This window comes from Aeromonas sp. 602658, assembly GCF_049173005.1.
Lineage (GTDB): Bacteria > Pseudomonadota > Gammaproteobacteria > Enterobacterales > Aeromonadaceae > Aeromonas > Aeromonas veronii_A.
The window spans coordinates 1-26,386 of the sequence record NZ_JAAKRF010000045.1 but is presented as its reverse complement, the minus strand read 5'-3'; the positions used below and the strand labels follow the sequence as shown (position 1 = coordinate 26,386).

Genomic DNA, 26,386 nt, shown 5'->3' with positions numbered 1-26,386 from the left:
CAGTTTAAAAGTCAGCGAGTAATCGCGCTGTGTCCGTTTCACACCTTGTCCCATCGGGTTCTCCATTTATTGGGGGGGAAAGGTGTAAACCATATTCAGGACGGGACAGCAGAGACAGAAAAGGCGCCCGAGGCGCCTTTTCAGATCAACTGCGTAGCGGGAGCTTATTCCTGCTCCAGCTCACCACAGAAACGGTAGCCTTCGCCGTGGATGGTGGCGATGATCTCCGGAGTATCGTTAACGCTTTCGAAGTGCTTGCGAATGCGACGGATGGTCACGTCGACGGTACGGTCGTGGGGCTTGAGCTCACGGCCGGTCATCTTCTTCAGCAGCTCGGCACGGGTCTGGATCTGGCCCGGGTTTTCGCAGAAGTGCAGCATGGCGCGGAACTCGGAGCGCGGCAGCTTGAACATGTCGCCAGTGGGGCTGACCAGAGCGCGGCTGTTGATATCCAGCGCCCAGCCGTTGAACAGATAACGTTCAACCAGCTTCTTCTCTTCGCCACCGGCAGCCACGTTCATGGTGCGGCTCAGCAGGTTGCGGGCACGGATGGTCAGCTCACGGGGGTTGAACGGCTTGGTGATGTAATCATCGGCGCCGATCTCCAGACCCAGGATCTTGTCCACTTCGTTGTCACGACCGGTCAGGAACATCAGGGCGATGTTGTCGTTCTCACGCAGCTCACGGGCCAGCAGCAGGCCGTTCTTGCCCGGCAGGTTGATGTCCATGATCACCAGATTGATGGTGTGGGAAGTGAGGGCCTGGTGCATCTCGTCGCCGTTGTTGGCTTCGAGCACGATGTAGCCTTCGGCTTCAAAAATGCTTTTCAGGGTATTGCGTGTGACCAACTCGTCTTCGACGATCAGAATGTGTGGTGTTTGCATGAGTATTCCCAGATTCTTATCAGTTAATTATCTTAAATTTAACACTCTTTGGCGTTTCAAACCGATTTCCTGACTGATCCTGAAAATTTATTACGTCATCCTGGGTATGAGAGTCAGGTCGGAATATCGCGAATTAGGCATCAGTACCGGCAAGTATCCCTGTGCCACTTATAGGTTCCCGACAAGTCTGGTCGAGCAGAGCCTGGAAAGGTCGTCCATTACGAAAGTGGCCGCATTTTATCAGTTAACAGGAGCATAACAACACTCTTTGCCGTCAGATAGCAACTTTTTAACTCTGATTTGATATAGGTCAAACCCTGGTACAGCTGCATCATACTTGGCCTGAACCGGGTTTTCGCCCCTACAGAATGTAATGGAATGTAACATGTGATTGACATGAATTTGTGGGAAAACTACAAGAAAATCTGCTTTATCGCGCCATTTGAGCCACCAGAGTGGTCTGCTTTTGCCATCATCACAGCCTGGAATCCGGCCAGTCAGTGGGTCACAGAACGACGCAATATGCGGCGGGAACGGGCGATGTGGCGCCATTTGACAGTGGATTTGCAGGTGCCCGTGGAGGGGCCGTTTTGGGGATCAGACCCGGACGAATGCTGGCAGGAGTCATCGCTGGCGGTGGCGCTATCCCTGCCACAAGCCCGTCAGCTGGCTGCCCGTTTTGGCCAGAATGCTCTCTACTGGGTGGAGGATGGCCAGCTCTGGCTGGTGCCGGTATTGACGGATAAATCAGCAGTTTGTCTGGGCAATATTGAATCCTTCTGGATTGCCAGAAATCTTGCCTGATGAAAGAATGAACACCTTCATGTATCTGAAAGGAATCAAATCATGCTGGATCTCCTGCCCGACCTCTGCGATCAACATGGCGACTTGCTGCAAGTGGCCGACCCGGTGTTTCAGGATTTTGGCGGCAAGGCCATCTTCTATGGTCGCGCCGTAACGCTCTCCTGTTATGAAGACAACAGTCTGGTGCGGGATCTGGTGACCCGCCCCGGTCACGGCAAGGTGATGGTGATCGACGGCGGCGGCTCGCTGCGCCGTGCGCTGCTTGGCGATCAACTGGCGGTCAAGGCGGTGGAGCAGGGGTGGGAGGGGCTCCTGATCCACGGCGCGGCGCGGGATGTGGGCACTCTGGCGACACTGGCGCTCGGGGTCAAGGCGCTGGCCGCCTGTCCGGTCAAAACCGAGAAGCGGGGATTGGGTGAGCTGGGGGCCGTGGTCAGCTTTGCCGGTGTGACCATCCACGAAGGGGATTATGTCTATGCGGATCGCAACGGCGTGGTGGTGAGCGCCACGCCGCTGTTGTGATCATCAGAAGTTGAAGCCGACCCCCAGGCTCAGTGCCTGATCGGCAGTGATGGCGCTGACGCCGTAGTTGGCGGTGAGGGAGAGTCTGGGGGTCAGCAGCAGGCTGGAGTTGAGCTCCAGCAGGGTGCTGGCCTTGTTGAGATCGAGATGTTTGATCTGGCTGCCGATATTGAATGCCGGAGAGAGCTGGTAGCGTACCCCCGAACTCATATTGAAACCGGATGTGCGATTCTGATCCGCCACCGCCGGGCCCGCTTCCATAAAGAGGGTCACATCATCCACCACCGGATATTGATAGCCGCTATTGACCAGCCAGAGATCAAAACTGTCGCTGTGATGGCTATGGCCATTGAGCAGCACACCCGAGTAACTTTTGACATAGAGAGACGGATTGGATTGCGGCTGAACCACTGCCCAGTCGGCGGCCTGTGCTGCCATGCTGGCGCAGGTTGCAAGCAGTGTGATGATGAGCGATTTGACCATTCGTTTCCCCTCCCTGGGTCCGGAACTGAGCCTAAGCATGGCACATGCCAGCTGGTAGTAAAGTGAAGGGAGATCACAATAAAATCCTTTGGCATGGGCGCCAGCCATGTTAAACAGGCTGCCGTATTGATGGCTCTAATCATTAAGAGGTGAATCCATGAACAAGAAACTGACTCTGCTGGCCGCGCTGGCGCTGGGAGGCTGCGCAATGGCAACAGGTTCCAGCATGGCTCAACTGCAAGCATCCAGCTGGCAGCTGCAAGGCGCCACCGGCGATACCTTCACCCTGCAAGTGGTCGACGGCAAGGTGGCGGGCAAGGGCGGCTGCAACCGCTATTTTGGCGGTATCACCAAACAGGGTGACGGTGTCTTGACGCTGGGCGCCATGGGCTCCACTCGCATGATGTGCATCGGCGACGCCATGAACAAAGAGACCGAGTTCCTGCAAAAGCTGGAGAAGGTGGCAACCTACTCCATCAACGGCAACCAGCTGACTCTGAGCGATGCCAACAAGGCGGCCCTGCTCACCTTCAACGCTGTGCCAGCTGCCAAATAAGGCACGCGTTCGTCTGATTGCCCCGACAGCTCTGACTGTCTGATACACGCCCTCCCTCTGGAGGGCGTCTGTTTATCTGCGACGAACCCTGTGTGGTCGTCCGCTACTGTTGTTCACTCGTCGATTCTCCAGTCAGCCCGGTTTGATACCAGAATCTCGTATCTTCGCTTTGGTACGTATCTTGATCATTTCAATAATTCTTGTATAGTTGAAATGAAAAGTCGCACCAAGGGGAGTGAAGATGAACAAAGAGATGGCCACCAAGGTCTTTGAATCGCTGGCATCCGGCATCCGGCTCGATGTATGGCGGCTGCTGGTGAAGGCCGGGCTGGAGGGGCGGGTCGCCGGTGAACTGGCCAGCGAGCTCGATATTGCCCCCAACACCCTCTCGTTTCACCTCAAGGCTATGCTCAACACCGGTCTGCTGTCGGTGGAGCAGGAGGGGCGCTTTCTGCGCTACCGCGCCAATATTCCCCTGATGCTGGATGTGATCGCCTACCTCACCGAGGAGTGCTGTGCCGGTCATCCCGAGGCGTGCGGCGTGATGCGTGCCGAGTCAGCCTGCTCCCCCCATGTTCTGCCTGCGCAGCCCTGCTGCAACAAGGAGTAATGCCATGTCCTCCATTCAGATTTTTGATCCCGCCCTCTGCTGCTCCAGCGGTGTCTGTGGTACCGAGGTTGATCAGGCACTGGTCACCTTCGCAGCCGACCTTGCCTGGGCCAAGGAGCAGGGGGTGGCCATCGAGCGTTTCAATCTGGCCCAGCAGCCGATGCAGTTTGCCGAGACTCCTGCCGTCAGCGCTTTTCTGACCCACGCCGGGGAGGAGGGGTTGCCACTGGTGCTGGTGGAGGGGCAGGTGGTGTTGACCGGCCGTTATCCGAGCCGCAGCGAGCTGGCCCGTTATGCCGGGCTGCCTGCGCCGCAAGCTGCTATCAAGGGGATCGTCAAGGGCGGTTGCTGCTCTGGCAGCGGTTGTTGCTGAGTCGTGACGCACCATTCGGGAGAGGCTATGTACCATTTTCTGACCAATCCACCGCCGTTTCTCTTCTTCACCGGCAAGGGCGGAGTAGGCAAGACCTCGCTGGCCTGCGCCAGTGCGGTGGCGCTGTGTGATATTGGCAAGCGGGTGCTGCTGGTCAGCACAGATCCTGCCTCCAACGTGGGGCAGGTGTTTGCCACCGAGATCGGTAATCGCGTCACCACCATCGCCGCTGTGCCCGGTTTGTCGGCGCTGGAGATAGATCCCCCGGCGGCGGCCAAAGCCTATCGGGAGCGGATCGTCGGGCCGGTGCGCGGCAAGTTGCCCGAGAGCGTGGTGCGCAGCATCGAGGAGCAGCTCTCCGGCGCCTGCACCACCGAGATCGCCGCTTTTGACGAATTCACCGCCCTGCTGACCGACCAAACACTGCTGGCCGAGTATGACCACATCGTCTTTGATACGGCCCCAACCGGCCACACCATCCGGCTGCTGCAACTGCCGGGCGCCTGGAGCGAATTTCTGGAACAGGGCAAGGGGGATGCCTCCTGCCTCGGCCCGCTGGCGGGGCTGGAGAAACAGCGCAGCCAGTATGCAGAGGCGGTCGCCGCCCTGGCTGATGCTGCCCGCACTCGTCTGGTGCTGGTGGCGCGGGCCCAGCAATCCACTCTGCGGGAAGTGGCCCGCACCCACGAGGAGCTGGCCGCCATCGGCTTGTTGAACCAGCAACTAGTGATCAATGGCCTCTTCCCCGAAGGCGCCATTGCCGGAGATCCGCTGGCAATGGCGCTCTGGCAGCGCGAGCAACAGGCTCTCGCTCAGATGCCGCAGGGGATAAAGGGGCTGGCGCAGGATCATATCCCGCTGCTGGCCACCAATCTGGTGGGGGTCGACAGTTTGCGCCAGCTGCTGCAATCAGAGGGAAGCGCCGCCCAATCTCCGGCAGTACAGTCCACTGTCAAGCCAGCCCAGCCCGAGTTGAGTTCGTTGGTGGACGAGCTGGCCGCCGAAGGTCACGGCCTTATCATGCTGATGGGCAAGGGCGGGGTGGGCAAAACCACGCTGGCGGCCGCCGTTGCGGTGGAGCTGGCTAGCCGCGGCTTGCCGGTGCACCTCACCACCTCGGATCCCGCCGCGCACCTGAGCGAGACGCTGGCAGCTAGTCTGCCCCATCTTGAGGTGAGCCGCATCGACCCCCACGCCGAGACCGAGCATTACCGCGCTCAGGTGCTGGCCAGCAAGGGGGCGGCCCTGGACGAGCAGGGGCGAGCACTGCTGGAGGAGGATTTGCGCTCCCCCTGTACCGAGGAGATTGCCGTGTTTCAGGCCTTCTCGCGCATCATTCGCGAGGCGGGCAAGCGTTTCGTGGTGATGGATACCGCCCCTACCGGCCACACCCTGCTGCTGCTCGACGCTACTGGCGCCTACCACAGGGAGATCGCTCGCCAGATGGGAAACAAGGGGCTGCACTTCACCACCCCCATGATGCAGTTGCAGGACCCCAAGCAGACCAAGGTGCTGATTGTGACGCTGCCCGAGCCGACGCCAGTGCAGGAGGCGGCCAATCTGCAGGCCGATCTGCGCCGGGCTGGCATCGAGCCCTGGGGCTGGCTCATCAACCACAGCTTGCAGCAAGCTGCGGTCAGCTCACCGCTGCTGCAACTGCGGGCCGAGCGCCAGTTGCCCCATATCGAAGCGGTCGAGCAGCAACACGCCAGCCGCTACGCCGTGGTGCCGCTGCTCGCCGAGGAGCCGGTAGGGCCCGATGCCCTGCGCCGCCTCTGCCAGCACCATTGAGTCGCCACCCCGGCCCGCTGCCGGGGCGGCTTGAATATGCCATTACTTGTTATAAACCCGTGTGTTGAACCAATAGAAGATGCGGGATTGCGCCGCATCGGGAGCTGTGATGTCTGCAACATGTGATGCCAAGGCCGTGCCTGCCATCGGCTTTTTTGAACGTTATCTGACCGCCTGGGTCGCCCTCTGCATTCTGGTGGGGATTGGGCTCGGGCAGGGTTTGCCGGATCTCTTCAAGGCGATCGGTGCCATGGAGGTAGCCAAGGTCAACCTGCCTGTGGGGCTGCTGATCTGGGTGATGATCATCCCCATGCTGCTCAAGATCGATTTTGGCGCCCTGCATCAGGTGAAGGGGCACATGAAGGGCATTGGGGTCACCCTCTTTATCAACTGGCTGGTCAAGCCCTTCTCCATGGCCTTCCTCGGTTGGCTCTTTATCCGCGTGCTGTTTGCCGACTGGCTGCCGGCTGATCAGCTCGACAGTTACGTAGCGGGCCTGATCCTGCTGGCGGCGGCCCCCTGCACCGCCATGGTGTTTGTCTGGAGCCGCCTCACCAACGGCGATCCCTACTTCACCCTGTCGCAGGTGGCGGTGAACGACCTCATCATGGTGTTTGCCTTCGCCCCGCTGGTGGCGCTGCTGCTCGGAGTCTCCAGCATCATAGTGCCGTGGGATACCCTGCTCACCTCTGTGGTGCTCTATATCGTCATCCCGGTGATCATCGCCCAACTGCTGCGCAAGGCTTTGCTGAAAAAGGGAGAGGCCCATTTTGACGGCGTTATGACCCGCATCCAGCCTTGGTCGGTGGCGGCCCTGCTGCTCACTCTGGTGCTGCTGTTTGCCTTTCAGGGCAACGCCATCATCGAGCAGCCGCTGGTTATCGCCCTCTTGGCGGTGCCGATCCTGATCCAGGTGCTGTTCAACTCGGGATTGGCTTACTGGCTTAACCGCAAGGTGGGGGAGAAGCACTCGGTCGCCTGTCCTTCCGCCCTGATCGGTGCCTCCAACTTCTTCGAGCTGGCGGTGGCCGCCGCCATCAGCCTGTTCGGCTTTCACTCCGGCGCGGCGCTCGCCACCGTGGTTGGCGTGCTGATCGAGGTGCCGATCATGCTGCTGGTGGTGCGGGTGGTTAACGCCAGCAAACCCTGGTACGAAGCGGGGCTGAGCCGTTAACTGATGGCCGCGAACTAGATGCTATCCATTTTCTATTCACTTGATTAATGAGAGACAGGCAAATGAGTGCAATCACCATCTATCACAACCCGGAATGTGGTACCTCCCGTAACACCCTGGAGCTGATCCGCAACAGCGGCGTCGAGCCCACCGTGATCCACTATCTGGAGACGCCCCCCTCCCGCGACCAGCTGGTGGCGCTGATCGCCGCCATGGCCATGCCGGTGCGGGATCTGCTGCGCAAGAACGTGCCCCCCTACGAGGCGCTCGGTCTGGCGGAAGATCGTTTCAGCGATGATGAACTGATCGATGCCATGCTGGCTCACCCCATCCTCATCAACCGTCCCATCGTCGTGACGCCTCTTGGCACCAAGCTGTGCCGTCCGTCGGAAGTGGTGCTCGATATATTGCCCGATCAGCAAAAAGGGGCCTTCGCCAAGGAGGATGGCGAGCAGGTGGTGGATGCGAGCGGCAAGCGCCTCAAGTAATCATCTGAACGCTCAAGTACGGATTGAAACAGGGCCAGCGTCACGCTGGCCCTGTTTCGTTGTGTGAACAAGTTGAAAAAGTTATTCCGGCCAATCGTTTTACCGCTTTTTCTGTGACGATGATCACTGTACCATCGCCGCCCGACCTGCCACCCGGCCGCATCTCCCCCTGCGACGGCGCTGGCGTCACCCGATACATGCTGTCACCCGGAACGTGAATGACCCCAGGATGGGACCCGCCACTAACCTGTAGGTTTGTGGTCTGCGTGTCGCGTGGGTCGGCACCTCTCCCGCCGGATCTCCCGCGACGCCTGTCTGCAGACTTGCCATATGAAACTCCTCTCTTCATAGGTGCAAGATGACACTGTTATTGAGTCTGGTCGGTATGCTGGCCCTGATGTTTATCGCCTGGCTGGCGAGTGAAAACCGCCGAGCCATCCGCTGGCGAACCGTGCTGGGTGCGCTCACCCTGCAAACCGGTTTTGCTGCGCTGGTGCTCTATTTCCCCCCCGGACAAATCATGCTCGGTGCCATGAGCAATGGCGTCTCCGCCCTGCTCGGCTTTGCCGACAGCGGCATCCGTTTTGTGTTTGGCGATCTCGCCAGCAACGGCTTTATCTTCGCCGTGCGGGTGCTGCCGCTGGTGATCTTTATCAGCGCGCTGATCGCCGTGCTCTACCACTTCGGCATCATGCAGTGGGTGATCCGTGTATTGGGTGGCGCCGTGCACCGCCTGCTCGGCACCAGCCGCGCCGAGTCGCTGGTGGCTACCGGCAATATCTTCCTGTCGCAAGGGGAGTCGCCGCTGCTTATTCGTCCCTTCCTCGCCGGTATGACCCGCTCCGAGCTCTTTGCGGTGATGACCTGTGGCATGGCCTCGGTGGCGGGCTCGGTGCTGGGCGGTTACGCCGGTCTGGGTGTGGATCTTAAATACCTCATTGCCGCCTCCTTTATGGCGGCGCCCGGTGGCCTGCTGATGGCCAAACTGCTGGTGCCGGAGCAGCAGCAGGTGAGCGATCAGACCGAGATCACCCTCGACAAGAGCGACTACAGCAACGCCATCGACGCGCTGGCGGGCGGCGCCATGGGCGGCATGAAGATCGCCGTGGCCATCGGCACCATCCTGCTCGCCTTTGTCAGCGTCATCACCATGATCAACGCTGGCCTCACCACCGTAGGCGAGTGGTTCGGCTGGGCCGATCTCTCCCTGCAGCAGCTGCTGGGCTATCTGTTTGCTCCGGTGGCCTGGCTGATTGGCGTGCCCACCAGCGAGATGATGGCGGCAGGCTCCCTGATTGGTCAGAAGGTGATCATGAACGAGTTCGTTGCCTATCTGGACTTTGCCAATATCAAGGCAGATCTGAGCGCCCACACCCAGATCATCATCACTTTCGCCCTCTGTGGTTTCGCCAATCTGGGCTCTATTGCGGTGCAGCTCGGCTCCATCGGCACCATGGCACCGGAGCGCCGCCACGATGTGGCCAATATGGGCTTCAAGGCGGTACTGGCGGCGACCCTCGCCAACCTGATGAGTGCCACCCTGGCCGGGATCTTTGTCTCGCTGGCCTGATAGCGTGAGGCAATAGCCGGCTAGCCGGCGGCTCAAACAAAAGACCCCCTCTTACCGCTGGGCAATAGGGGGTCTTTTTATTGGTTTCGCCGGTTGGGCAACTGCGCTGCCTGCCTTTGAAAATGGTAGTAGCACTGCTTAACGCCATTTCGGCGCAGTGCCAGATAATCCGGTTCGGCGATGAGATCTGCTCCAGCATGGGACTACGCCAAACCGGGTTACTGCGTATGCCTTTATCACCTTTTTGGCGGGGGACGTGGGCCTCGTTGCGTTTCGCGTAACGGGGCGGCAGCCGCTGCTACAGCGTGTCACCGTGCAGAATGAATAGTTTTTTAGATTGAATGTTGCATATTCAATCGATTATTTAGTTGGGCGTTTGGGGGATGAGTGGTGTCTGAATAGGGGAGCAGGTTGGCCAATGCGCCGTCAGCCAGTCTTTAAGCGGTCATACAAAGGAGACACTCTGATGGAAACACTTGACCTTAACATCGACACCATGCGCGAAGAGTTCCAGCTTCAGGAGCGCAAAAAAGCCCAAGAGAAGTGGCAAGCCCGAGTCGATGAGCTGCAACAGTTGCGGGGTGGGGAGAGACAACCGGAGGAGCAGGAAGAGTAGTGCTCGTTCCCGGGCGAAAGTTGAGGTAGCGAACGCTTTGTATCGGCTACCCGTGATCTGCCACCGATAAAAAAACCACCGACCTTTTGCAGGTAGGTGGTTTTTTTATGGATTGCGGTCGATTGGATGGCCTGACTTCCGGGCCGATCAATGGGAGCAAATCCAGGGGCGTAGGGATGCGACTAATTCGAATGGGTGACGGGCTCTTCGGAGAGCAACTCGTTGACGAGTCCAACGGCTAGATGAATATTCGACTCCATCTTGTCGCCGTCCACTGCGTTCGCTTTCCATGATTCGGGGGCTTCGGGGTGTGGCCCGGAAACCGCCACCTTGCCTTTGCCATATGAGCTGATCAACGCGGCAATATGATGGTTTTGAAAATGGGCGATAACCTTGACCTGCTCGGGGCTTGGCACCGGCGTAAATTGCGGGCCGCCCTGGTAATACATCTGGCGCGCTTCACCAAGCCAGCTGATAGGGAAGATCCTGGCGCTAAAGTCGCCGTCATAATCATCGGATGTCGCAGGAACAAGGCCCAGCGCCGGCACAAAGCCCTCATCTTCAGACCAGCCGGTGGATGCCACAAATGCCCCCCCACAGATCCCGAGGTAGCGGCCACCATTCTGCAAATAGGTTTTTAATGCCGAACGAGCGTCCGCGGTGAAGGCGTTGAGGAGCGGCTCAACATCGTCCTCTGTGCCGCCAACGATAAACACCCTGGCATTATCGAGCTCTGCAGGCAGCGCCTCGATATTGGAGAGATACCTGACTGGCAGCCCCAGCTGCCTGACCACATCCGCAATCGCTTTGGTGCTATCCCCATCAGAAACCGGCCCGTTATAGATCAGCGCGTACGGCTCTTGCTGCGGCTGTGCAGAGGCGGCCTCTGCCATGCATCCAGTCACTAACCAAAGGCTGATAACGTTCGCAATCCGCACGACGCTTTTTGGTACATTCATCGTTGCCACTATCCCTGTGATGTGAACCGAAGAGACTACTTATCACGATCCCGTTCTGCATGTCAGCCGCTGCTAAATGAACATTTCAAGTTAACGCGCCAAAGCGGATTGGGCCTGCGTTCGACACACAACGAACGAGCCAATACAGAGGGACAAACCACAGGATTTCGGCCCCTGCTTCGGAGCGCGTGCAACAACCGTCTCACTTCTTCCTGTGTGACGCCTCTTATGGCTGATGGATAAGGATTCGAGGGGGAAACCAGCAACATAAGAGGGGGCACTTCACCTTCACTTCACCGAGCGGGGATAAGGTAGGCTCACGTTTTCAGTTGGAGCTTTACCATATGCCCACCATAGTCACCCACGCCGCCGTGCCTCTCTGCCTTGGGCTCGGGCTTGGCAGCCGGATTATCCCGCCGCGCCTGCTGCTGGCAGGGGTTGCCATCGCCATGCTGCCCGATGCCGATGTGCTCGCCTTTAAACTGGGGGTCGCCTACGGCCATGTCTTTGGCCACCGCGGCTTTACCCACTCATTGCTGTTCGCCTTTGCCCTGCCCACTCTGGCCATGCTGTTTCACCGCCAGTTAAGGGCCAGCGCCGCCACCGTCTGGTCGTTTCTGCTGGTCTCTCTGTTCTCCCACAGCCTGCTCGATTCCTTCACTACCGGCGGCAAAGGGGTTGGCTGGCTCTGGCCGTGGCGGGATGAGCGTTTCTTCGCCCCCTGGCAGGTGATCCGGGTCGCCCCCTTCAAGCTGGAAGCCTATCTCACCGCCCGAGGTGAAGCGGTGATCCTCTCCGAGCTCTACTGGGTCTGGCTGCCGGGGGTTGTATTGATGCTGGTATTGATGGGATGGCGGGTGTCGAGAAAGGAGAGGTAGTGGTGGGATTGGAAAGGGGGATATATCGTGGCGGAGCAAAAGAATAACAACTTGGACACCCATCTTTTGGGTTCTGGCGATGTAACGTCTCGCTCAGAAAGGTGGGTGTCCCAATTTTCAGTGCTTGTTGGACTGCGTACTTATCTGTTTACACCAAACGTAGTTACATCCAAAGGGGCGACAGTGAATACCTCCACGCTGTAGACCCTGTCAATGTATGTTTGGAAAAACCAGAAACTCATTGCCAGAATTGCAAGCCCTATTACAGAGCTGTTGATTTCAAAGCTGCCGGCGCCTATTTTAAAGCTAAATGAAGATTTTCCACCTTGTTTTGCATCTTCTCTAAATTGTAGGAAGCTTAGGAAGAGACCCATTGAAACCATAATAAATACCATTATAGCAATGGCGTTCGTCTGCAACTGTTGCTGCTTTAGTTTGTGCTCCATATCACGCATTACTTCGGCTTGGTGTTGCGTAATTCGTTGCAAGTATTCTAGCTGAAGATCGTAAGTTTTCGTACGGTATTCAACATATGGGTTTAGCTCTTCAGCTCGTACTACATTTGCAGCAACCATGCTGAACCAAAGAATGGTAATAACAAGCTTTGTAAGTTTCATTGCTGCCCCCCGTTTTCGGTAATTATACTGTCATATAAAGCGGCCTTATTTATGAGTTTATCGTATTCAATTTTGGTGATCGTAACTGTAGAGATAAATCCACCTATGCTTTCACCCCCAATTGTAAACAGTGGAGTGTCAGTTCCGCCAGTGTTTCCACCGAAAATAGGTCCACCGCCAATGGTTACTCCTGTAGAACATGCTGGACATGTCCGCTTGAGCTCTGATAATAATGAAAGAATTCTTGTTCGGTCGTCCCCGGTGTATTGATTAGGTACTTTTAGATCCAATTTGGAAATGTCCACCTGAAAATTATGCAACTTAAAAATTTGGTTTGCCCCACCAACTTCTAATTGTTTGAAATCCTGCATTTGTATCTGAGGAAGTTTATTTTCTAGATTTTTAGCACTAGCTAAATTTGTTAATGCAAGCGCTGCAACCATTAGCTTATATTTTGACATATAATTTACCTATAGGATTTTATTAGAGGATCCAACATTGGGGATACCCAGCGTTCTTTAGCCCATTAAGTTGAGCACCTTGTTATATTCTAAATGTTAACTTTCTATGCTTACCAATAAATCAGCGATTTCGTCTAATTGTTTGTCAAACACTTCTGAATTTCTAATACCGGCATCCCTCAATCTCTCAAGATTCTCTCTTGTTGCATTATCTAGCGCCGGATCAGCTCCATACAGTTCTGGCTGAATTCTAAAGTATTTAGCATTTGGTACAGTCGATGCAATTTGCTTCAAATAATACTCTGTCATTTGTGGGCCGCCTTCAAGTGCAATGTCAATTACTGGCTTTGCCCAACCAAGTGGCCCCCAGTCTTTTACGTCTGAATATGAATAGCTTTTTAATTTTTTCCCTGTGCCAATCGAAAGGATAATCATATCTTTAATACCGCTGACGCCCATGTTGACGGCTTCTGAATAAGCACATAGAGCTGGGTCGTTTGCTACCACACCACCATCAACTAGAACAAACTTTTGTTTTAACGGAGATATGGAATATATACGTGCCGCCTCGAAGTATGTTGGCGCTGCAGTGCTGCCTCGTAATAACTCTCTCACTAAAAAATCTTTTTGGTTTTTTATGGCAGTGTGTTGTTTGAAAATCCTAGGTTCTCGTCTGTCAACGTCATAGGAAACAAAACAAGTTGGTTTTAATAACTCACTAAGCTTTGTTTCTCCAAATGCTTCCATCAATACTCTCTCAAGCTCTTTTGCAGAGTATTTCTCGTCGCTTGCTCCTCCTAATGTGCCAATGGAACGCCAAAATTTAACATCGAATATTTCGTCGCCATCTTCAAGGTAAAAACTTACTGCCTCTTTAGCAGAATACTTTGGTCGTCCTTTTTCATTGGGACAAACATATGCTGCACTCAGAATTGCACCTGTGCTTGTCCCAGCAACCAAATCAAAATAGTCTCCAATTCGTGCGCTTGTATTATGCGATTTGATTTTTAATTTTTCCTCAAGCGATATTAGTATTTGGCCAGGTAGTATTCCTCTGATTCCGCCCCCATCAATAGACAGTATTCTAAATGCCATTTTCTAGTCTCCTTTGTGATGTAAAAACATAAAGTTTGGTTAAGACCTGAACCCGTTGGTATGTCTCACCTGTACTGTGCATTTTTGAAAAAAAAGCCTGATAACAAGATAGATAATAGGCCAGATAAATACAAAGATGGCAGTGATTATGATGTAGGAAGCCACGGCACTAACTGGCTTGTTGCGCGACGGCACCGCACACTGCTGGATGAACAATTCCACATCAAAGGGAGAGCGACCTGGTATGAGTCGGTAGAGCAGATGCAGACAGATCTGAACAGCTACCTAGAGCACTACAACAACCAGCGACCACATCAGGGCAGGATGATGGAGGGACAGACCCCTACAGCAGGTTCAAGAAGGGTCTGAAATTGATACCGAAGGAAGTGAATGCGTAGATGCCTTCACCCCAGCCCTCTCCCAAGGAGAGAGGGAGCATATCTGCTGTTAGACGGGGCAGTGGGTTGGCACGGTGTTGATCCCCCTCTTATTCGCTGAGGCGAGTCTTCTTGTCCAGGCCGCGAGGCAGGACGCCGAGCGAGCGGCGATGGGCTATGGGCAAAATCGGGAAAGGGCGAGCACCGCTCGACCCGATTTGGCGCGAGAACACGGATGTTCGAAGCGGGCTTTGGGCGAAGCCATGGATGGCTGAGGCCAAAGGCCCATCGGCGCGTGCCGTTTGACAAGAGGGTGAGCCGAAGATACTCGACGTCAGTCGGGCGAATAAGCGGGGAGAAGACCTTTGGTGTGATTTGCTAAAGAGAGCGGGTCTTTCCAAAGTCACTCGCCCACGCCCGAAGGGCGGGCGAAACCCCGTCGAGGGCGGCGCCCTCGTGTCCTGCGTGGCGAAGCCGCGCCATAGCATCAGCATCAATTCCGCGAACGTCTGATTACGCTTCGCTAATCAGACCTACAAGGGTGGCACCAACCAGGGATGGTGGATAACAAACGGGAGCCCGCTTGGGCTCCCTTGCTTGTCATGGGGGGGCGTTTGACTGAACGCTTAGCGTAGGGTCGCCGCCTTCATCCCTTCCACAAACTCCTTCAGACGGGTGAGCATATGTTCCGGGTTATGGTGGTGGGTCTCGATGATCTTCACCACGGCGGAGCCGGAGATAGCACCGGCGGCGCCAGCGGCGATGGCTTCACGCACCTGGGCCGGTTCGCTGATGCCAAAGCCGAGCAGGGCGGGGGGGGCGTTGAACTCGCGCAGAGTATTGATGAGCCCCTCCACCGGCATGCCGGCCTTGGTCTCGGCACCGGTCACGCCGGCGCGGCTCACCAGATAGGTGTAACCATTGCCGAGCTCCGCCACCTGTTTCAGGGTTTCGGCGTCGCCATTGGGCGGGGCGATAAAGATGCTGTCGATGCCGAATTTGTCGGCGGCTGCCTTGTAGGGGGCGCACATCTGCACCGGCACGTCGGCCACCAGCACCGAGTCCACGCCTGCCTGCTGGCACTTCTCGTAGAAGCCATCGATTTTGCGCACATAGACCAGATTGGCGTAGACCAGCAGGCCAATGGGCAGTTGCGGGTACTTGGCGCGGATACGGCCTAGCAGCTCGAAGCAGTCGTCCGGGGTGGTGTGGCTGGCAAAGGCACGCAGGGCGGCGCCCTGAATTGTGGGGCCATCCGCCACCGGATCGGAGAAGGGAATGCCGAGTTCGAGGGCATCGGCGCCCCCTTCGACCAACGCATCGACGATGGCCAGCGAGAGTTCAGGAGTCGGGTCACCCAGCATCACGAACGGCACAAAGGCGCCCTGATTGGCCGCGTCCAGACGGGAGAAGAGTTGTGCGTAACGGTTCATGACAAGGTTCCTTCTTTCTCGAAAATGTCTGCCACGGTGAAGATATCTTTGTCGCCACGGCCGGAGAGGTTGACGATGAGCACCTGCTCTTTTTCCGGTTCACTGCGGGCCATCTTGAGGGCGTGGGCCAGCGCGTGGGAGGACTCGAGCGCCGGGATGATGCCTTCGGATTTGGCCAGCTCCTGGAAGGCGTCCAGCGCCTCCTTATCGGTCACCGAGGGGTACTCGGCGCGGCCGATGGCGGCCAGATGGGCGTGCTGCGGGCCGACGGAGGGGAAATCCAGCCCCGCCGAGACGGAGTAGGACTCCTGAATCTGGCCCTGATTGTCCTGCATCAGGTAGGAGTGCATGCCAAAGAAGACCCCCTTGCTGCCGTGGCCGAGTGGCGCACCGTGCTCGCCGCTCTCGATACCGTGACCACCCGGCTCGACGCCGATGAGGCGCACCGATGGCTCATCGATAAAGTCGGCAAACATGCCGATGGCGTTCGACCCACCGCCGACGCAGGCGATCACCGCATCGGGCAGTCGCTCTTCCTTCTCGAAGCACTGGGCCTTGGCCTCTTCGCCGATCATCTTCTGGAACTCCCGCACGATAGTGGGGAAGGGGTGCGGGCCGGCGGCGGTGCCGAGCAGGTAGTGGGCCGACTCGTAGTTGGCGGCCCAGTCGCGCAGCGCCTCGTTGCAGGCATCTTTCAGGGTGGACGAGCCGGAGTGCACCGGAATGACGGTGGCGCCCATCAGCTTCATGCGAAATACGTTCGGTTTCTGGCGCTCGCAATCCTTGGCACCCATATAGACCCGGCACTTGAGGCCGAGCAGGGCGCAGGCCAGGGCAGTGGCCACGCCGTGCTGACCGGCGCCGGTCTCGGCGATGATCTCGCTCTTGCCCATCCGCTTGGCCAGCAGTGCCTGACCCAGTACCTGGTTGGTCTTGTGGGCGCCGCCGTGCAGCAGATCTTCACGCTTCAGATAGAGGCGGGTCTTGGTGCCCTTGGTCAGATTGCGGGTCAGGGTGAGCGGGGTCGGGCGACCGGCATACTCGGTCAGCAGGGACTGAAATTCGGCGATAAAGGCGGGATCATCCTTGGCATCGACGAAGGCTTTCTCCAGCTGGAGCAGGGCCGGGATAAGGATTTGGGGTACATACATACCGCCAAATTCACCAAAAAACGGGTTGAGCAGGGTCATGGCTTCTTCCTTGTATTAGCTAAATCGAAACATCAAAAAGGGTTGCGTTACAGGTTGCGCAGTGCGCCGAAGGCGGCTGCAATCTTGTGCACATCCTTCTGGCCCGGGGCACTCTCTACCCCGGAGTTGAAATCAAGGCCGAGGCAGCCCACTTGCGCCGCCTGCAGGGCGTTGTCGGGATTAAGGCCGCCCGCCAGCATCAGTTTGCTCTTGTCGAGCGTGGCCAGCATGGCCCAGTCGAACGCCTGACCGGTGCCGCCGCTCTGGCTGCCTACTTTGGTATCGAGCAGCAGGCGATCCGCCGGATAGTCGAGGGCGGGCAGCGGCTCGCCGCTTGTGACTCCGATTGCTTTCCAGATCTGGCAGCCAGTCGGCAGCAGTGGGCGCAGGGTATCGATATAGGCTGCATCCTCATCCCCGTGCAGCTGCACCGCGGCGAGCCCCAGCGCATCCACCGTCTTGGCGATGGTGGCGGGCTGGGCGTTGCGAAATACCCCGACATAGGCGAGCGGCGCACCCGCCATCACGGCGCGGGCGGCAGGGATGTCTACATAGCGCGGGCTTTTGGCAACAAAAATCAGGCCGCCAAACACCGCACCCGCCTGATGGGCGGCGGCGGCATCCTCGGCGCGGGTGAGGCCGCACACCTTGTTCTGGCCCAGAGTGAGCTTGCGCACCGCAGCCTCCAGATCCGGCTCGGCCATCAGGGATGAGCCCACCAGAAAGCCCTTGGCGTAGTGGCGCAGATCCGCCACCTGAGCGCGGTGGTTGATGCCGGACTCGCTGATCACTACCCGATCGCTTGGAATGTCTTTGGCCAGCTGTTTGGTGCGGTTGAGATCGACGCTCAAATCGCGCAGATCCCGGTTGTTGATGCCAATCACCGGCGCGCCAAGGGCGATGGCGCGGGTCAGCTCTTCTTCGTTGCTCACCTCGGTGAGCACGCCCAGACCCAGCTCCTTGGCCACCGCGAACAGGGCGCGATACCCCTCGTCGGTGAGCACCGAGAGCATCAAGAGGATGGCATCCGCCTGATAGTGGCGGGCCAGATAGACCTGATAGGGGTCAATCATGAAATCCTTGCAGAGCACCGGCTGGCTGACGCGGCTGCGTACCCGCGGCAAAAAGGCGAAATCCCCCTGAAAGAACTTCTCGTCGGTCAGCACCGAGATGGCGGTGGCGTATTTGCCATAGATGTCGGCGATCGCCTCCGGGCTGAAATCGTCGCGGATCAACCCCTTGGAGGGGGAGGCCTTCTTGCACTCCAGAATAAAGCGGGTGGAGCCCGCCTTGAGCGCCCCGACGAAATCCCGATCGCTCGGGGTCAGCGCGCTCTGGAAGCTCTCCAGCGGTTGGGCCAGCTTGCGGGCGGCAACCCACTCCTGTTTGGCCGCCACGATCTTGCCGAGAATGGTCTGGCTGATGGAGGCCATGTTCAGAAATGCATGGGGGGCAATACGGTCTGACATCTCGTTATCCTTGCGAAACTGGCTCTTGCCCTGTGGGCGTTCTGAATGACTGCTGTGCGACATGGTGGCTGACATCATGCCTCCTGATTGCCCGCTTCCTTATGGCTTAAAGTGGCGAGCCGAGCGGCCAGATCCGCAGCCTTGCCGCTCGCCAGCACCGCCAGCACCTCGGCCGCCGCGCTCTTGAGATCGGTCGCCTTGCCCGCCATCAGCAGCAGTGGCGCCACATTGGCGGCGATGGCGGCGTTGTGGGCCGGAGTGCCACGCCCTTCCAGAATGGCGGCGGTGATGGCGCAGTTCTCTTCAGGCTCACCACCCTGAATGGCGCTGACCGGATAGGTCTCGAGGCCAAAATCAGCCGGGGTGAGCAGAAACTCGCGGATCTCGCCGTCACGGATCTGGGCCACCTGGGTCGGGCCGTGGATGGCAATCTCATCCAGCCCGGCGCCGTGCACCACCATACCGGTTTTCAGCCCCAGTGCCAGCAGGGTTTCGGCGATGGGGCGCACCAGTTCGGGGGCATAGACTCCCATCAGCTGATAGGTGGGGCGAGCGGGGTTGATGAGCGGCCCCAGCACGTTGAACAGGGTGCGGGTCTTGAGGGCCTGACGCACCGGCATGGCGTGGCGCACCCCGGCGTGGTACTGGGGGGCGAACAGGAAGCAGATGCCGAGCTCATCCAGGCAGCGGCGCGCCTGCGCCGGGCTCATGTCGAGCTTGATGCCCATTTTGTCCAGCAGATCGCTTGAGCCCGACTTGCTCGAGACAGAGCGGTTGCCATGCTTGGCCACTTTCAGGCCGCAGGCGGCGGCGACCAGTGCCGAGGTGGTGGAGACGTTGATGGTGTTGAGGCCATCGCCACCGGTGCCGACGATGTCGCAAAATTCATAGTCCGGACGCGGGAAGTCGCGCGCTTCTGCCAAGAGAGCCTCGGCGGCGCCGGCGATCTCCTCCGGGGTCTCCCCCTTGATCTTGAGGGCAGTCAGCAGGCTTGCGAGCACGATGGGGTCCACTTCGCCACGTACCACCTGACCGAAGGCGTCGCGGGTACTTTCACGGCTTAGAGACTGACCCTGATAGAGGGTGTTGAGATGTTGATGCATGTTGGTCTCCTTACCTTAACGCACGCTGCTTTCTGGACGGGTGATATGGGCGAGCGCCTGAGTCAGCAGACGGGCCCCTTCCGAGGTCATGATGGATTCCGGGTGGAACTGGAAACCCAGCACCCGCTCATCCTGCTGCTCGATGGCCATGGGCATCCCCTGATAGTGGGCAATCACCGTCAGCTCTTCCGGTACATAGGTGGCGACCAGCGAGTGGTAGCGGGCCACCGGCAGCGGGCTCGGCAGACCGGCGAAGGCGCCGTGGCCGTTGTGCTCAATCAGCGAACGCTTGCCGTGGACAATTTCGCCTGCCGCACCGACTGTGCCACCGTAGGCTTCGCACAGGGCCTGATGGCCGAGGCAGATACCGAGGATGGGCACCTGACCACGGGCCAGCTTGATAAGGTCGATGAGGCAACCCGCCTCGTGGGGGGCGCCCGGCCCCGGGGAGAGCACCAGTACGGCGTCCCCTTCACAGGCGGCGATTTCGCTCATGATGCGGCTGGCCGGCAGGCTGTTGCGGTAGATCCGCACCGGATAGCCGAGGGAGCGGAACTGGTCGACGAGGTTGTAGGTAAATGAATCGAAGTTATCGAGCAAAAAGATGTTAGTCATGGCTCACGTCCTTATGTTGCTCCTGCTGGGCGCTCAGGGCTTGAAGGGAGGTGCCATGGCTGGCAGCGATGGCGGCCAGCACGGCGGCCGCCTTGGCGCGGGTTTCGTCCGCTTCGGCCTGGGGCTTGGAGTCATAGACCACCCCGGCACCGGCTTGCACATGGGCCACGCCATCTTTGACAAACGCCGAGCGAATGACGATGCAGGTATCCATCTCGCCGGCGCCGTTGATGTAGCCGACGGCGCCGCCGTAGCTGCCGCGGCGCTTGCCTTCCACCATGCGAATAAGCTCGCTGGCGCGGATCTTGGGGGCGCCGGTGAGGGTGCCCATGTTCATGCAGGCCTGATAGGCGTGCAGGGCGTCAAGGTCAGAGCGCAAGGTGCCGACCACCTTGGAGACCAGATGCATCACGTGGCTGTAGCGATCCACTTTCAGCAGCTCCTTGACGTAGCGGGTGCCGGGCTCCGAGATGCGGGCGATGTCGTTGCGGCCCAGATCCACCAGCATCAGGTGCTCGGCCACCTCTTTTTCGTCCTGACGCAGCTCCAGCTCGATACGGCCATCGAGATCCCGGTTGATGCTGCCATCGGGGTTGAAGCCGCGGCGGCGGGTACCGGCGATGGGGTACATCTCCACGTCGCGGCTGGCGGCGCAGAATTTCACCGCGCTCTCCGGCGAGGCGCCAAACAGGGTGAAGCCCTCATCCTGCACGTAGAACATGTAGGGGCTGGGATTGGTCTGCTTGAGGCGGCGATAGGCGGCCAGGGGGCTCGGGCAGGGCAGGGAGAAGCAGCGGGAGGGCACCACCTGGAAGATGTCGCCACGGCGGATAAAGCCCTTGAGCTTCTCCACCTCGGCGCAGAACTGCTTGTCGCTCTTGTCCACGCTCATGCCACCGGTCAGGGGCTGGGTGGTCAGCTCGGCGCTTAGAGGTTGCTGGCAAATCTGTTTGAAGTCGGTGAGCCGTTCGGTCAGGCGGGTGTATCTGTCTTCCACCTGGCTCTCGTCGCTGTCGCCGCCAAAGATGCAGGCAAGCAGTTGAGTGGTGCGTTCGATATGGTCGATGGTGATCAGGGTTTCGGCCACATAGAAGCAGTAGTCGGGGCAGTTGTTGCTCCCCTCAGGCACTTCAGGCAGATCTTCAAATGAGGCGATCAGGTCGTAGGCGAAGCTGCCCGCCATAAACAGGGCTTCTTTACCCAATTGGCAATCGAGCTCCCGCTGCAGGGTGCGCAGCACGTCCAGCACGCTGCTCCCCTTGAGGCGGGAATCTTCGTCTTGCTCCCGATCGGAGGCAGGGAAGTCGAGTTGCAGCTCGCCATCGACCAGCGAGCGGGCAACCACCGCAGGCAGCCGCTCGGCCAGCAGGCTTTGCAACTGGGCGCCGTTGTCGTTCAGGCTGCGCACCCGCACGGTGCGACCACGGCACTCGATGCGCAGGCAGGCATCGACCAGCAGCAGGCTCTGTTTGCCTGCCTTGGAGTCGATCTCCACCGATTCCAGCAGCAGGTTGTTGGGGCGGCCCTGACAGAGGCGGGTATAGAGCGCCAGCGGGTCGGCCACATAGGGGGCGTTGAGTTTGAGGGTATCGAATTCACCCAGAGGAAGGCGATGTGTGGCTGTCATAGTGCGTTCCCTTGCGTGTGATGCGTGTTACCGATGTTCATGACGTTGAATTCCTTGAAAATTTAATTGGTCCGGGGTGGCTGGTTCAGGGGCGCCATCGCCAGGTCAGCTTGCTTGTCTGAATTCTCGGTTTCATCACAGGTCCATTTGCCGGATAATAAAAAAGCCCGCTGGGGTCAGCGGGCTTTTTCTTTGGGTTCTTAATTTGCTGTCAGATTACAGGTACAGCAACGACCACACGCCCGCATGTCAGGGAGTGTGCCACCACCAGATGGTCAGGATGGAAGTCGTTTGCATGATAAAGTCCTGTAAAAAGATGTTTGCAATGAAGTGCCTACAGAAAACGATAAAGCCGCGGCCAAGTCAAGTCGCTTTTTAGCCTTCTTTCACCGATTTGCCATGAATGGTGACCTGACCACGAGAGCGGAATAACCTGATGAGATTCGATCTTCACTGCCATACCACTGCCTCCGACGGGGTGCTGAGCCCCGCCGAACTGGTGCGCCGCGCCGCCGAGAAACAGGTCGAGGTGTTAGCAGTTACTGACCACGATACCCTTGCCGGGCTTGATGAGGTGCGCCGCACCATTGACGCCGAGCAACTGCCGCTGCGACTGGTGAGCGGGGTCGAGATCTCCACCGGCTGGGAGCATCACGAGATCCATATCGTGGCGCTGGGGGTGGATGAAAAAAATCCGCAGCTGACCGACTTTCTGGCCGGTCAGCTGGCCCGTCGCGAGGCGCGCGCGCTGGAAATCGGGCGTCGTCTGGAGAAGTGCCTCATCCCTGGCACCTATGAAGAGGCCAAGGCGCTCGCCGGTGACGCTGCCGTGACCCGCGCCCACTTTGCCCGGGTGCTGGTGGCACGCGGGGTGGCCGACAACATGCAGAAGGTATTCAAAAAGTACCTGAGCCGTGGCAATAAAGGCTATGCCCCGGCCGAGTGGCCCGATATGAGCGAAGCTATCGCGGCCATTCACGCCGCCGGTGGGCTGGCGGTGCTGGCCCACCCCAGCCGTTACGATCTCACCGCCAAGTGGATCAAGCGGCTGCTGGTGGCTTTCAAGGCGGCCGGTGGCGATGCCATGGAGGTCTCATTGCCTCAGCAGAGCCCGCAGGAGCGGGCCAATCTGGGCCAGTGGGCCAAGGATCACGACCTCTATATCTCGGTGGGATCGGATTTTCACTTCCCCTCCAACTGGACCGAGTTGGGCCGCCACCTCTGGCTGCCCAAAGAGGGGATGCCCGTCTGGTTGGCCTATCCTGGTCACTTCGGGCTCACCACCGAACAGCATGCCGAGCTGCTGGCGAGTCGGTAACGGCATCAGCGAAGCGGCCACAAACAGGTTAAGGTAGTGTCATGGGTCTTTGGCCCGTGACCATACGAGCGGGCAGGTATTGCTGCCCCCATTGCGAGAACAAGCTATGAGTCAGCATTTTTACGTACATCCGGAAAATCCCCAGGCCCGTCTGATCGGTCAGGCGGTACAGATCATCCAGAACGGCGGCGTGATCGTCTATCCGACCGACTCCGGTTATGCGCTGGGTTGCCAGATGGGTGACAAGGGCGCGCTGGAGCGCATCTGTCGCATCCGTCGCCTCGACGCCAACCACGACTTCACCCTGGTGTGCCGCGATCTCTCCGAGATCTCCACCTACGCCAAGGTCGACAACAGCGCGTTTCGCCTGATCAAGAACAATACCCCGGGCGCCTACACCTTCATCTTCAAGGCGACCAAAGAGGTGCCGCGCCGCCTGATGAACGAGAAGAAGAAAAGCATCGGCATCCGGGTGCCGGACAACAAGATAGCTCAGGCGCTCTTGGAAGCCCTCGGCGAGCCGCTGCTCTCCACCACATTGATCCTGCCGGACTCCGAGATGGCCGAGTTCGATCCGGAAGAGATCTTCGACAAGCTGGGCAAGCAGATCGATCTGGTGGTCAACGGCGGTTATCTGGGCGAGCAGCCCACCACAGTGGTCGATTTCTCTGACGACGAGCCGGTATTGCGTCGTCGCGGTGCCGGAGACCCGACCCCGTTTGAGTGATGTCGCTGAACCGGTGACTGTTCCTTCCGCCGAGACGGGGACTGGCGCCGCGCTACCCATCGCGAAAGTCCTGGGGCAGCCCTATCACGAGCTGCCCCAGGACCTGTTCATCCCACCCGATGCGCTGGAGGTGTTCCTCGATACCTTCGAGGGGCCGCTCGATCTGTTGCTCTACCTCATCCGGCGTCAGCAGCTCGATATCCTCAACCTGCCGATCCTGCAGATCACCGCCCAGTACATGGAGTACGTGGAGCTGATGCAGGGGCTCAACCTTGAACTGGCGGCGGAGTATCTGCTGATGGCGGCCTGGCTGGCGGAGATCAAATCCCGCCTGCTGCTGCCCAAGGCACCGGAGCTGGAGGATGAAGAGGAGGGAGAAGACCCGCGGGTGACCCTGATCCGCCGCCTGCAGGAGTACGAGCGCTACAAGGTAGGTGCAGAGAAGGTCAATGAGCTGCCACGGGTGGAGCGAGAGATTTATATCGCAGCCGCCTTGCCCCCCGATTTTGGCGCCCTCAAGCCACTGGCGCCCGATGTTTCGCTGGTTGAGCTCGCCCTTTACATGCAAAGTGTGGTAAAACGCGCGACTCATTTCGAACATCACCAGATCCGCCGCGAACAGATCCCGACCCGGGTGCGCATGGCGGAGATCCTCGCCATGCTCACGCTGGGCCAGACCCTGCGCCTTGAGCAGGTGCTGCGCGCCGAAGAGGGGCGCATGGGGGTACTGGTGACGTTTCTGGCCCTGCTGGAGCTGTGCAAGGAGCAACTGATCTGGATCCTGCAGGCAGAACCGCTGGGACCAATTCATTTCGCATTGGCCGAGCAGAGCGAGGAGGGCAACCGTGGCGCTGCCCACTGAACGACTCAAGACCCTGATCGAAGCGGCGCTGTTTGTGGCCGGTCGCCCGCTCAATGTCAGCGAACTGAAAAGCAGCGTGCTGGCGGATTATCCGGTGACCAGTCGCTATGTTCAGCTACTGTTGGCCGAGATCAGGCAAGATTACAGCTCGCGGGGCGTCGAGCTCAAAGAGGTCGCCTCCGGCTGGCGCTTTCAGGCGCGTCAGGAGTATGCCGAGGAGCTCTCGCGGCTCTGGAGCGAGCGGGCGCCGCGTTATTCGCGCGCCGTGATGGAGACACTGACCCTGATCGCCTATCGCCAACCCATCACCCGGGCCGAGATCGAAGCGATCCGCGGGGTGGCGGTGTCGAGCCAGATAGTGAATACCCTGAAAGAGCGTGGCTGGGTGCGCAGCATCGGCCACAAAGAGGTGGCCGGTCGCCCCGAGCTGCTCGCCACCACCAGAGAGTTTCTGGATTACTTTAATCTGCAGAGTCTGGAGCAGCTCCCCGAGCTGGATCCTGAGCTGCAACCCCTGTTGCCCTCTGCGGTGGACGGGGAGAGCGATGCCCGGTGAATGGTGCCCAAGCGTGCCGATGTCACCGAGATATACATTTTTCAACTGTGGCGAGTGCTCCAACCGGCGTTTGTTACAGTTAACCCCGTTGCCCCTTTTACCAGTGGGCAGCGATCAACAATCAGGTAACCCCGATGAGTGAAAAACTGCAAAAAGTGTTGGCCCGCGCGGGTCACGGCTCCCGTCGTGAGATGGAGGCCCTGATCACCGCAGGTCGGGTCAGTGTGGATGGCAAGGTCGCCACACTGGGGGATCGCGTCGAAGTGAACGCCGTGATCCGGGTGGATGGTCACCAGGTCAAGACCCGTGCCGCAGAGGAAGTGATCTGCCGCGTACTGGCTTACCACAAGCCGGAAGGGGAGATGTGTACCCGTCACGATCCGGAAGGTCGTCCCACCGTGTTTGATCGTCTGCCCAAGATGGAAGGTGCCCGCTGGATCGCGGTCGGTCGCCTTGATGTCAACACCTCAGGTCTGTTGCTGTTCACCACCGATGGTGAGCTGGCCAACCGCCTGATGCACCCGAGCCACGAAGTGGAGCGGGAATACGCGGTACGTGTCTTTGGTGAAATCACCGAAGCCATGCTGCAGCGTCTGCGCAAGGGCGTTCAGCTGGAAGATGGCACCGCCAAGTTCAACAAGATCAAACCGGCTGGCGGTGAGGGTCTGAACCAGTGGTTCAACGTCACCCTGACCGAAGGTCGCAACCGTGAAGTGCGCCGCCTGTGGGAATCCCAGGAAGTGCAGGTGAGCCGCCTGATGCGTATCCGCTACGGCGACGTCAAGCTGGACCGCGGCATCCCGCGCGGCGGCTGGCAAGAGCTGAAACTGCCGGAAGTGAACTACCTGCGCGGTCTGGTCAACCTGCCGCCGGAGACCGAATCCAAGGTCGATCTGCAGCAGGATGGCAAAACCAGCCGTCACAAGCAGGCCGCCCAGATCCGTCGCGCCGTGCAGCGTCACAAAGAGATGCAGGGCAAAGAGCCGCGTGCTCGCGCCACCACCGCCCGTCGCAAGCCGCAAGCCTCTAGCCGCAACTCAGGTACCGGCAGCAAGTAAGCCGATAACCCGTTGCGAACTGTGCGCCGTCAAATAGCGCGCAGTCGGCCAAGCAAAGGCCCGCACCAACTGGGGCGGGCCTTTTTGTATCAACTGTCCCGTCCTGAATATGGTTTACACCTTTCCCCCCAATAAATGGAGAACCCGATGGGACAAGGTGTGAAACGGAC

28 protein-coding genes and 1 pseudogene are annotated in these 26,386 nt (G+C 58.7%); 17 read left to right on the top strand and 12 right to left on the bottom strand.

Annotated features, from left to right (window positions below; all coding sequences use genetic code 11):
- Positions 1-164: 164 nt before the first annotated feature.
- The gene (arcA, locus tag G5253_RS19270) at positions 165-884 is read right to left on the bottom strand and encodes a two-component system response regulator ArcA (protein ID WP_005338193.1); all 720 of its coding nucleotides are present in this window, start codon (positions 882-884) and stop codon (positions 165-167) included.
- A 396-nt stretch (positions 885-1,280) separates the two neighbouring features.
- Here arcA and G5253_RS19265 point away from each other — a divergent pair, with 396 nt between their 5' ends.
- Positions 1,281-1,688, top strand: a complete 408-nt coding sequence (locus G5253_RS19265; protein ID WP_421204053.1) for a DUF3293 domain-containing protein — start codon at positions 1,281-1,283, stop codon at positions 1,686-1,688.
- Positions 1,689-1,730: 42 nt separating this feature from the next.
- Positions 1,731-2,210: a putative 4-hydroxy-4-methyl-2-oxoglutarate aldolase gene (locus tag G5253_RS19260; protein ID WP_421204051.1), complete on the top strand. Its 480-nt coding sequence runs from the start codon at positions 1,731-1,733 to the stop codon at positions 2,208-2,210.
- A 3-nt stretch (positions 2,211-2,213) separates the two neighbouring features.
- Here G5253_RS19260 and G5253_RS19255 read toward each other — a convergent pair whose 3' ends face one another.
- The gene (locus tag G5253_RS19255; RefSeq protein ID WP_064338427.1) at positions 2,214-2,693 is read right to left on the bottom strand and encodes a hypothetical protein; all 480 of its coding nucleotides are present in this window, start codon (positions 2,691-2,693) and stop codon (positions 2,214-2,216) included.
- 157 nt (positions 2,694-2,850) lie between these two features.
- On the opposite strand from G5253_RS19255, the gene G5253_RS19250 reads away from it, so the two are divergent.
- From G5253_RS19250 to G5253_RS19215, 8 genes are all read left to right on the top strand, one after another.
- Positions 2,851-3,249 (top strand): META domain-containing protein, encoded by a 399-nt coding sequence (locus tag G5253_RS19250; RefSeq protein WP_005359119.1) that lies wholly within the window; start codon positions 2,851-2,853, stop codon positions 3,247-3,249.
- Between the two features lie 241 nt (positions 3,250-3,490).
- Positions 3,491-3,859, top strand: a complete 369-nt coding sequence (locus tag G5253_RS19245; RefSeq protein ID WP_005338181.1) for an ArsR/SmtB family transcription factor — start codon at positions 3,491-3,493, stop codon at positions 3,857-3,859.
- Positions 3,860-3,863: 4 nt separating this feature from the next.
- Complete coding sequence (gene arsD, locus G5253_RS19240; protein WP_005347398.1) at positions 3,864-4,232, top strand: arsenite efflux transporter metallochaperone ArsD; 369 nt, start codon at positions 3,864-3,866, stop codon at positions 4,230-4,232.
- Between the two features lie 27 nt (positions 4,233-4,259).
- Positions 4,260-6,023: an arsenical pump-driving ATPase gene (arsA, locus tag G5253_RS19235; protein ID WP_421204049.1), complete on the top strand. Its 1,764-nt coding sequence runs from the start codon at positions 4,260-4,262 to the stop codon at positions 6,021-6,023.
- Between the two features lie 109 nt (positions 6,024-6,132).
- Positions 6,133-7,197 (top strand): ACR3 family arsenite efflux transporter, encoded by a 1,065-nt coding sequence (gene arsB, locus G5253_RS19230; RefSeq protein WP_421204048.1) that lies wholly within the window; start codon positions 6,133-6,135, stop codon positions 7,195-7,197.
- Positions 7,198-7,259: 62 nt separating this feature from the next.
- Positions 7,260-7,685 (top strand): glutaredoxin-dependent arsenate reductase, encoded by a 426-nt coding sequence (arsC, locus tag G5253_RS19225; protein ID WP_005338171.1) that lies wholly within the window; start codon positions 7,260-7,262, stop codon positions 7,683-7,685.
- Positions 7,686-8,043: 358 nt separating this feature from the next.
- Positions 8,044-9,255, top strand: coding sequence for a NupC/NupG family nucleoside CNT transporter (locus tag G5253_RS19220; RefSeq protein WP_216953192.1), 1,212 nt, complete (start codon positions 8,044-8,046; stop codon positions 9,253-9,255).
- 466 nt (positions 9,256-9,721) lie between these two features.
- Complete coding sequence (locus G5253_RS19215) at positions 9,722-9,871, top strand: hypothetical protein (protein WP_005347375.1); 150 nt, start codon at positions 9,722-9,724, stop codon at positions 9,869-9,871.
- Between the two features lie 182 nt (positions 9,872-10,053).
- Here the strand turns inward: G5253_RS19215 and G5253_RS19210 are convergent, their stop codons facing one another.
- Entirely contained in the window at positions 10,054-10,830 is a 777-nt protein-coding gene (locus tag G5253_RS19210) for a BPL-N domain-containing protein (protein ID WP_421204045.1), read from the bottom strand.
- A gap of 344 nt (positions 10,831-11,174) precedes the next feature.
- On the opposite strand from G5253_RS19210, the gene G5253_RS19205 reads away from it, so the two are divergent.
- Positions 11,175-11,708 (top strand): metal-dependent hydrolase, encoded by a 534-nt coding sequence (locus tag G5253_RS19205; protein ID WP_421204043.1) that lies wholly within the window; start codon positions 11,175-11,177, stop codon positions 11,706-11,708.
- Between the two features lie 140 nt (positions 11,709-11,848).
- Here the strand turns inward: G5253_RS19205 and G5253_RS19200 are convergent, their stop codons facing one another.
- The 3 genes from G5253_RS19200 to G5253_RS19190 form a co-directional block, all read right to left on the bottom strand.
- Complete coding sequence (locus G5253_RS19200; RefSeq protein WP_266134207.1) at positions 11,849-12,325, bottom strand: hypothetical protein; 477 nt, start codon at positions 12,323-12,325, stop codon at positions 11,849-11,851.
- On the bottom strand, positions 12,322-12,786 hold the full coding sequence (locus G5253_RS19195; protein WP_266134206.1) for a hypothetical protein: 465 nt from the start codon (positions 12,784-12,786) through the stop codon (positions 12,322-12,324). The genes G5253_RS19200 and G5253_RS19195 overlap by 4 nt, the downstream gene beginning before the upstream one ends.
- Before the next feature lie 96 nt (positions 12,787-12,882).
- Positions 12,883-13,881, bottom strand: a complete 999-nt coding sequence (locus tag G5253_RS19190; RefSeq protein ID WP_421204041.1) for a patatin-like phospholipase family protein — start codon at positions 13,879-13,881, stop codon at positions 12,883-12,885.
- A gap of 186 nt (positions 13,882-14,067) precedes the next feature.
- On the opposite strand from G5253_RS19190, the pseudogene G5253_RS19185 reads away from it, so the two are divergent.
- Positions 14,068-14,279, top strand: a pseudogene (locus G5253_RS19185) (IS481 family transposase); the annotation flags it as partial.
- A 605-nt stretch (positions 14,280-14,884) separates the two neighbouring features.
- Here the strand turns inward: G5253_RS19185 and trpA are convergent.
- From trpA to G5253_RS19155, 6 genes are read right to left on the bottom strand one after another with little or no spacing between them, the layout of a single operon-like run.
- Positions 14,885-15,691 (bottom strand): tryptophan synthase subunit alpha, encoded by an 807-nt coding sequence (trpA, locus tag G5253_RS19180; protein WP_236297533.1) that lies wholly within the window; start codon positions 15,689-15,691, stop codon positions 14,885-14,887.
- Entirely contained in the window at positions 15,688-16,881 is a 1,194-nt protein-coding gene (gene trpB, locus G5253_RS19175) for a tryptophan synthase subunit beta (RefSeq protein WP_005347359.1), read from the bottom strand. Before trpB ends, trpA begins: the two co-directional genes overlap by 4 nt.
- A 47-nt stretch (positions 16,882-16,928) precedes the next feature.
- The gene (trpCF, locus tag G5253_RS19170; RefSeq protein WP_266134204.1) at positions 16,929-18,425 is read right to left on the bottom strand and encodes a bifunctional indole-3-glycerol-phosphate synthase TrpC/phosphoribosylanthranilate isomerase TrpF; all 1,497 of its coding nucleotides are present in this window, start codon (positions 18,423-18,425) and stop codon (positions 16,929-16,931) included.
- Positions 18,425-19,453, bottom strand: coding sequence for an anthranilate phosphoribosyltransferase (gene trpD / locus G5253_RS19165; RefSeq protein WP_266134203.1), 1,029 nt, complete (start codon positions 19,451-19,453; stop codon positions 18,425-18,427). The genes trpCF and trpD overlap by 1 nt, the downstream gene beginning before the upstream one ends.
- A gap of 15 nt (positions 19,454-19,468) precedes the next feature.
- Positions 19,469-20,068, bottom strand: a complete 600-nt coding sequence (locus G5253_RS19160; protein ID WP_005359135.1) for an aminodeoxychorismate/anthranilate synthase component II — start codon at positions 20,066-20,068, stop codon at positions 19,469-19,471.
- A complete protein-coding gene (locus G5253_RS19155) occupies positions 20,061-21,695 on the bottom strand; it encodes an anthranilate synthase component 1 (protein ID WP_266134202.1) in 1,635 nt (544 codons plus the stop codon). The genes G5253_RS19160 and G5253_RS19155 overlap by 8 nt, the downstream gene beginning before the upstream one ends.
- Positions 21,696-22,131: 436 nt before the next feature.
- Here G5253_RS19155 and rnm point away from each other — a divergent pair, with 436 nt between their 5' ends.
- The 5 genes from rnm to rluB all read left to right on the top strand — a co-directional run bounded on the left by rnm (position 22,132) and on the right by rluB (position 26,216).
- Positions 22,132-23,013: an RNase RNM gene (gene rnm / locus G5253_RS19150; RefSeq protein WP_266134201.1), complete on the top strand. Its 882-nt coding sequence runs from the start codon at positions 22,132-22,134 to the stop codon at positions 23,011-23,013.
- 106 nt (positions 23,014-23,119) lie between these two features.
- Positions 23,120-23,740 carry an L-threonylcarbamoyladenylate synthase gene (locus G5253_RS19145; RefSeq protein WP_005338129.1) on the top strand — a complete coding sequence of 207 codons (621 nt, stop codon included), beginning with the start codon at positions 23,120-23,122 and terminating at the stop codon, positions 23,738-23,740.
- Positions 23,733-24,602: a segregation and condensation protein A gene (locus G5253_RS19140; protein ID WP_181268990.1), complete on the top strand. Its 870-nt coding sequence runs from the start codon at positions 23,733-23,735 to the stop codon at positions 24,600-24,602. The genes G5253_RS19145 and G5253_RS19140 overlap by 8 nt, the downstream gene beginning before the upstream one ends.
- Positions 24,586-25,158: an SMC-Scp complex subunit ScpB gene (gene scpB / locus G5253_RS19135; RefSeq protein ID WP_005350230.1), complete on the top strand. Its 573-nt coding sequence runs from the start codon at positions 24,586-24,588 to the stop codon at positions 25,156-25,158. The genes G5253_RS19140 and scpB overlap by 17 nt, the downstream gene beginning before the upstream one ends.
- Before the next feature lie 134 nt (positions 25,159-25,292).
- A complete protein-coding gene (gene rluB, locus G5253_RS19130; protein ID WP_266134200.1) occupies positions 25,293-26,216 on the top strand; it encodes a 23S rRNA pseudouridine(2605) synthase RluB in 924 nt (307 codons plus the stop codon).
- The last annotated feature ends 170 nt before the right edge of the window (positions 26,217-26,386 follow it).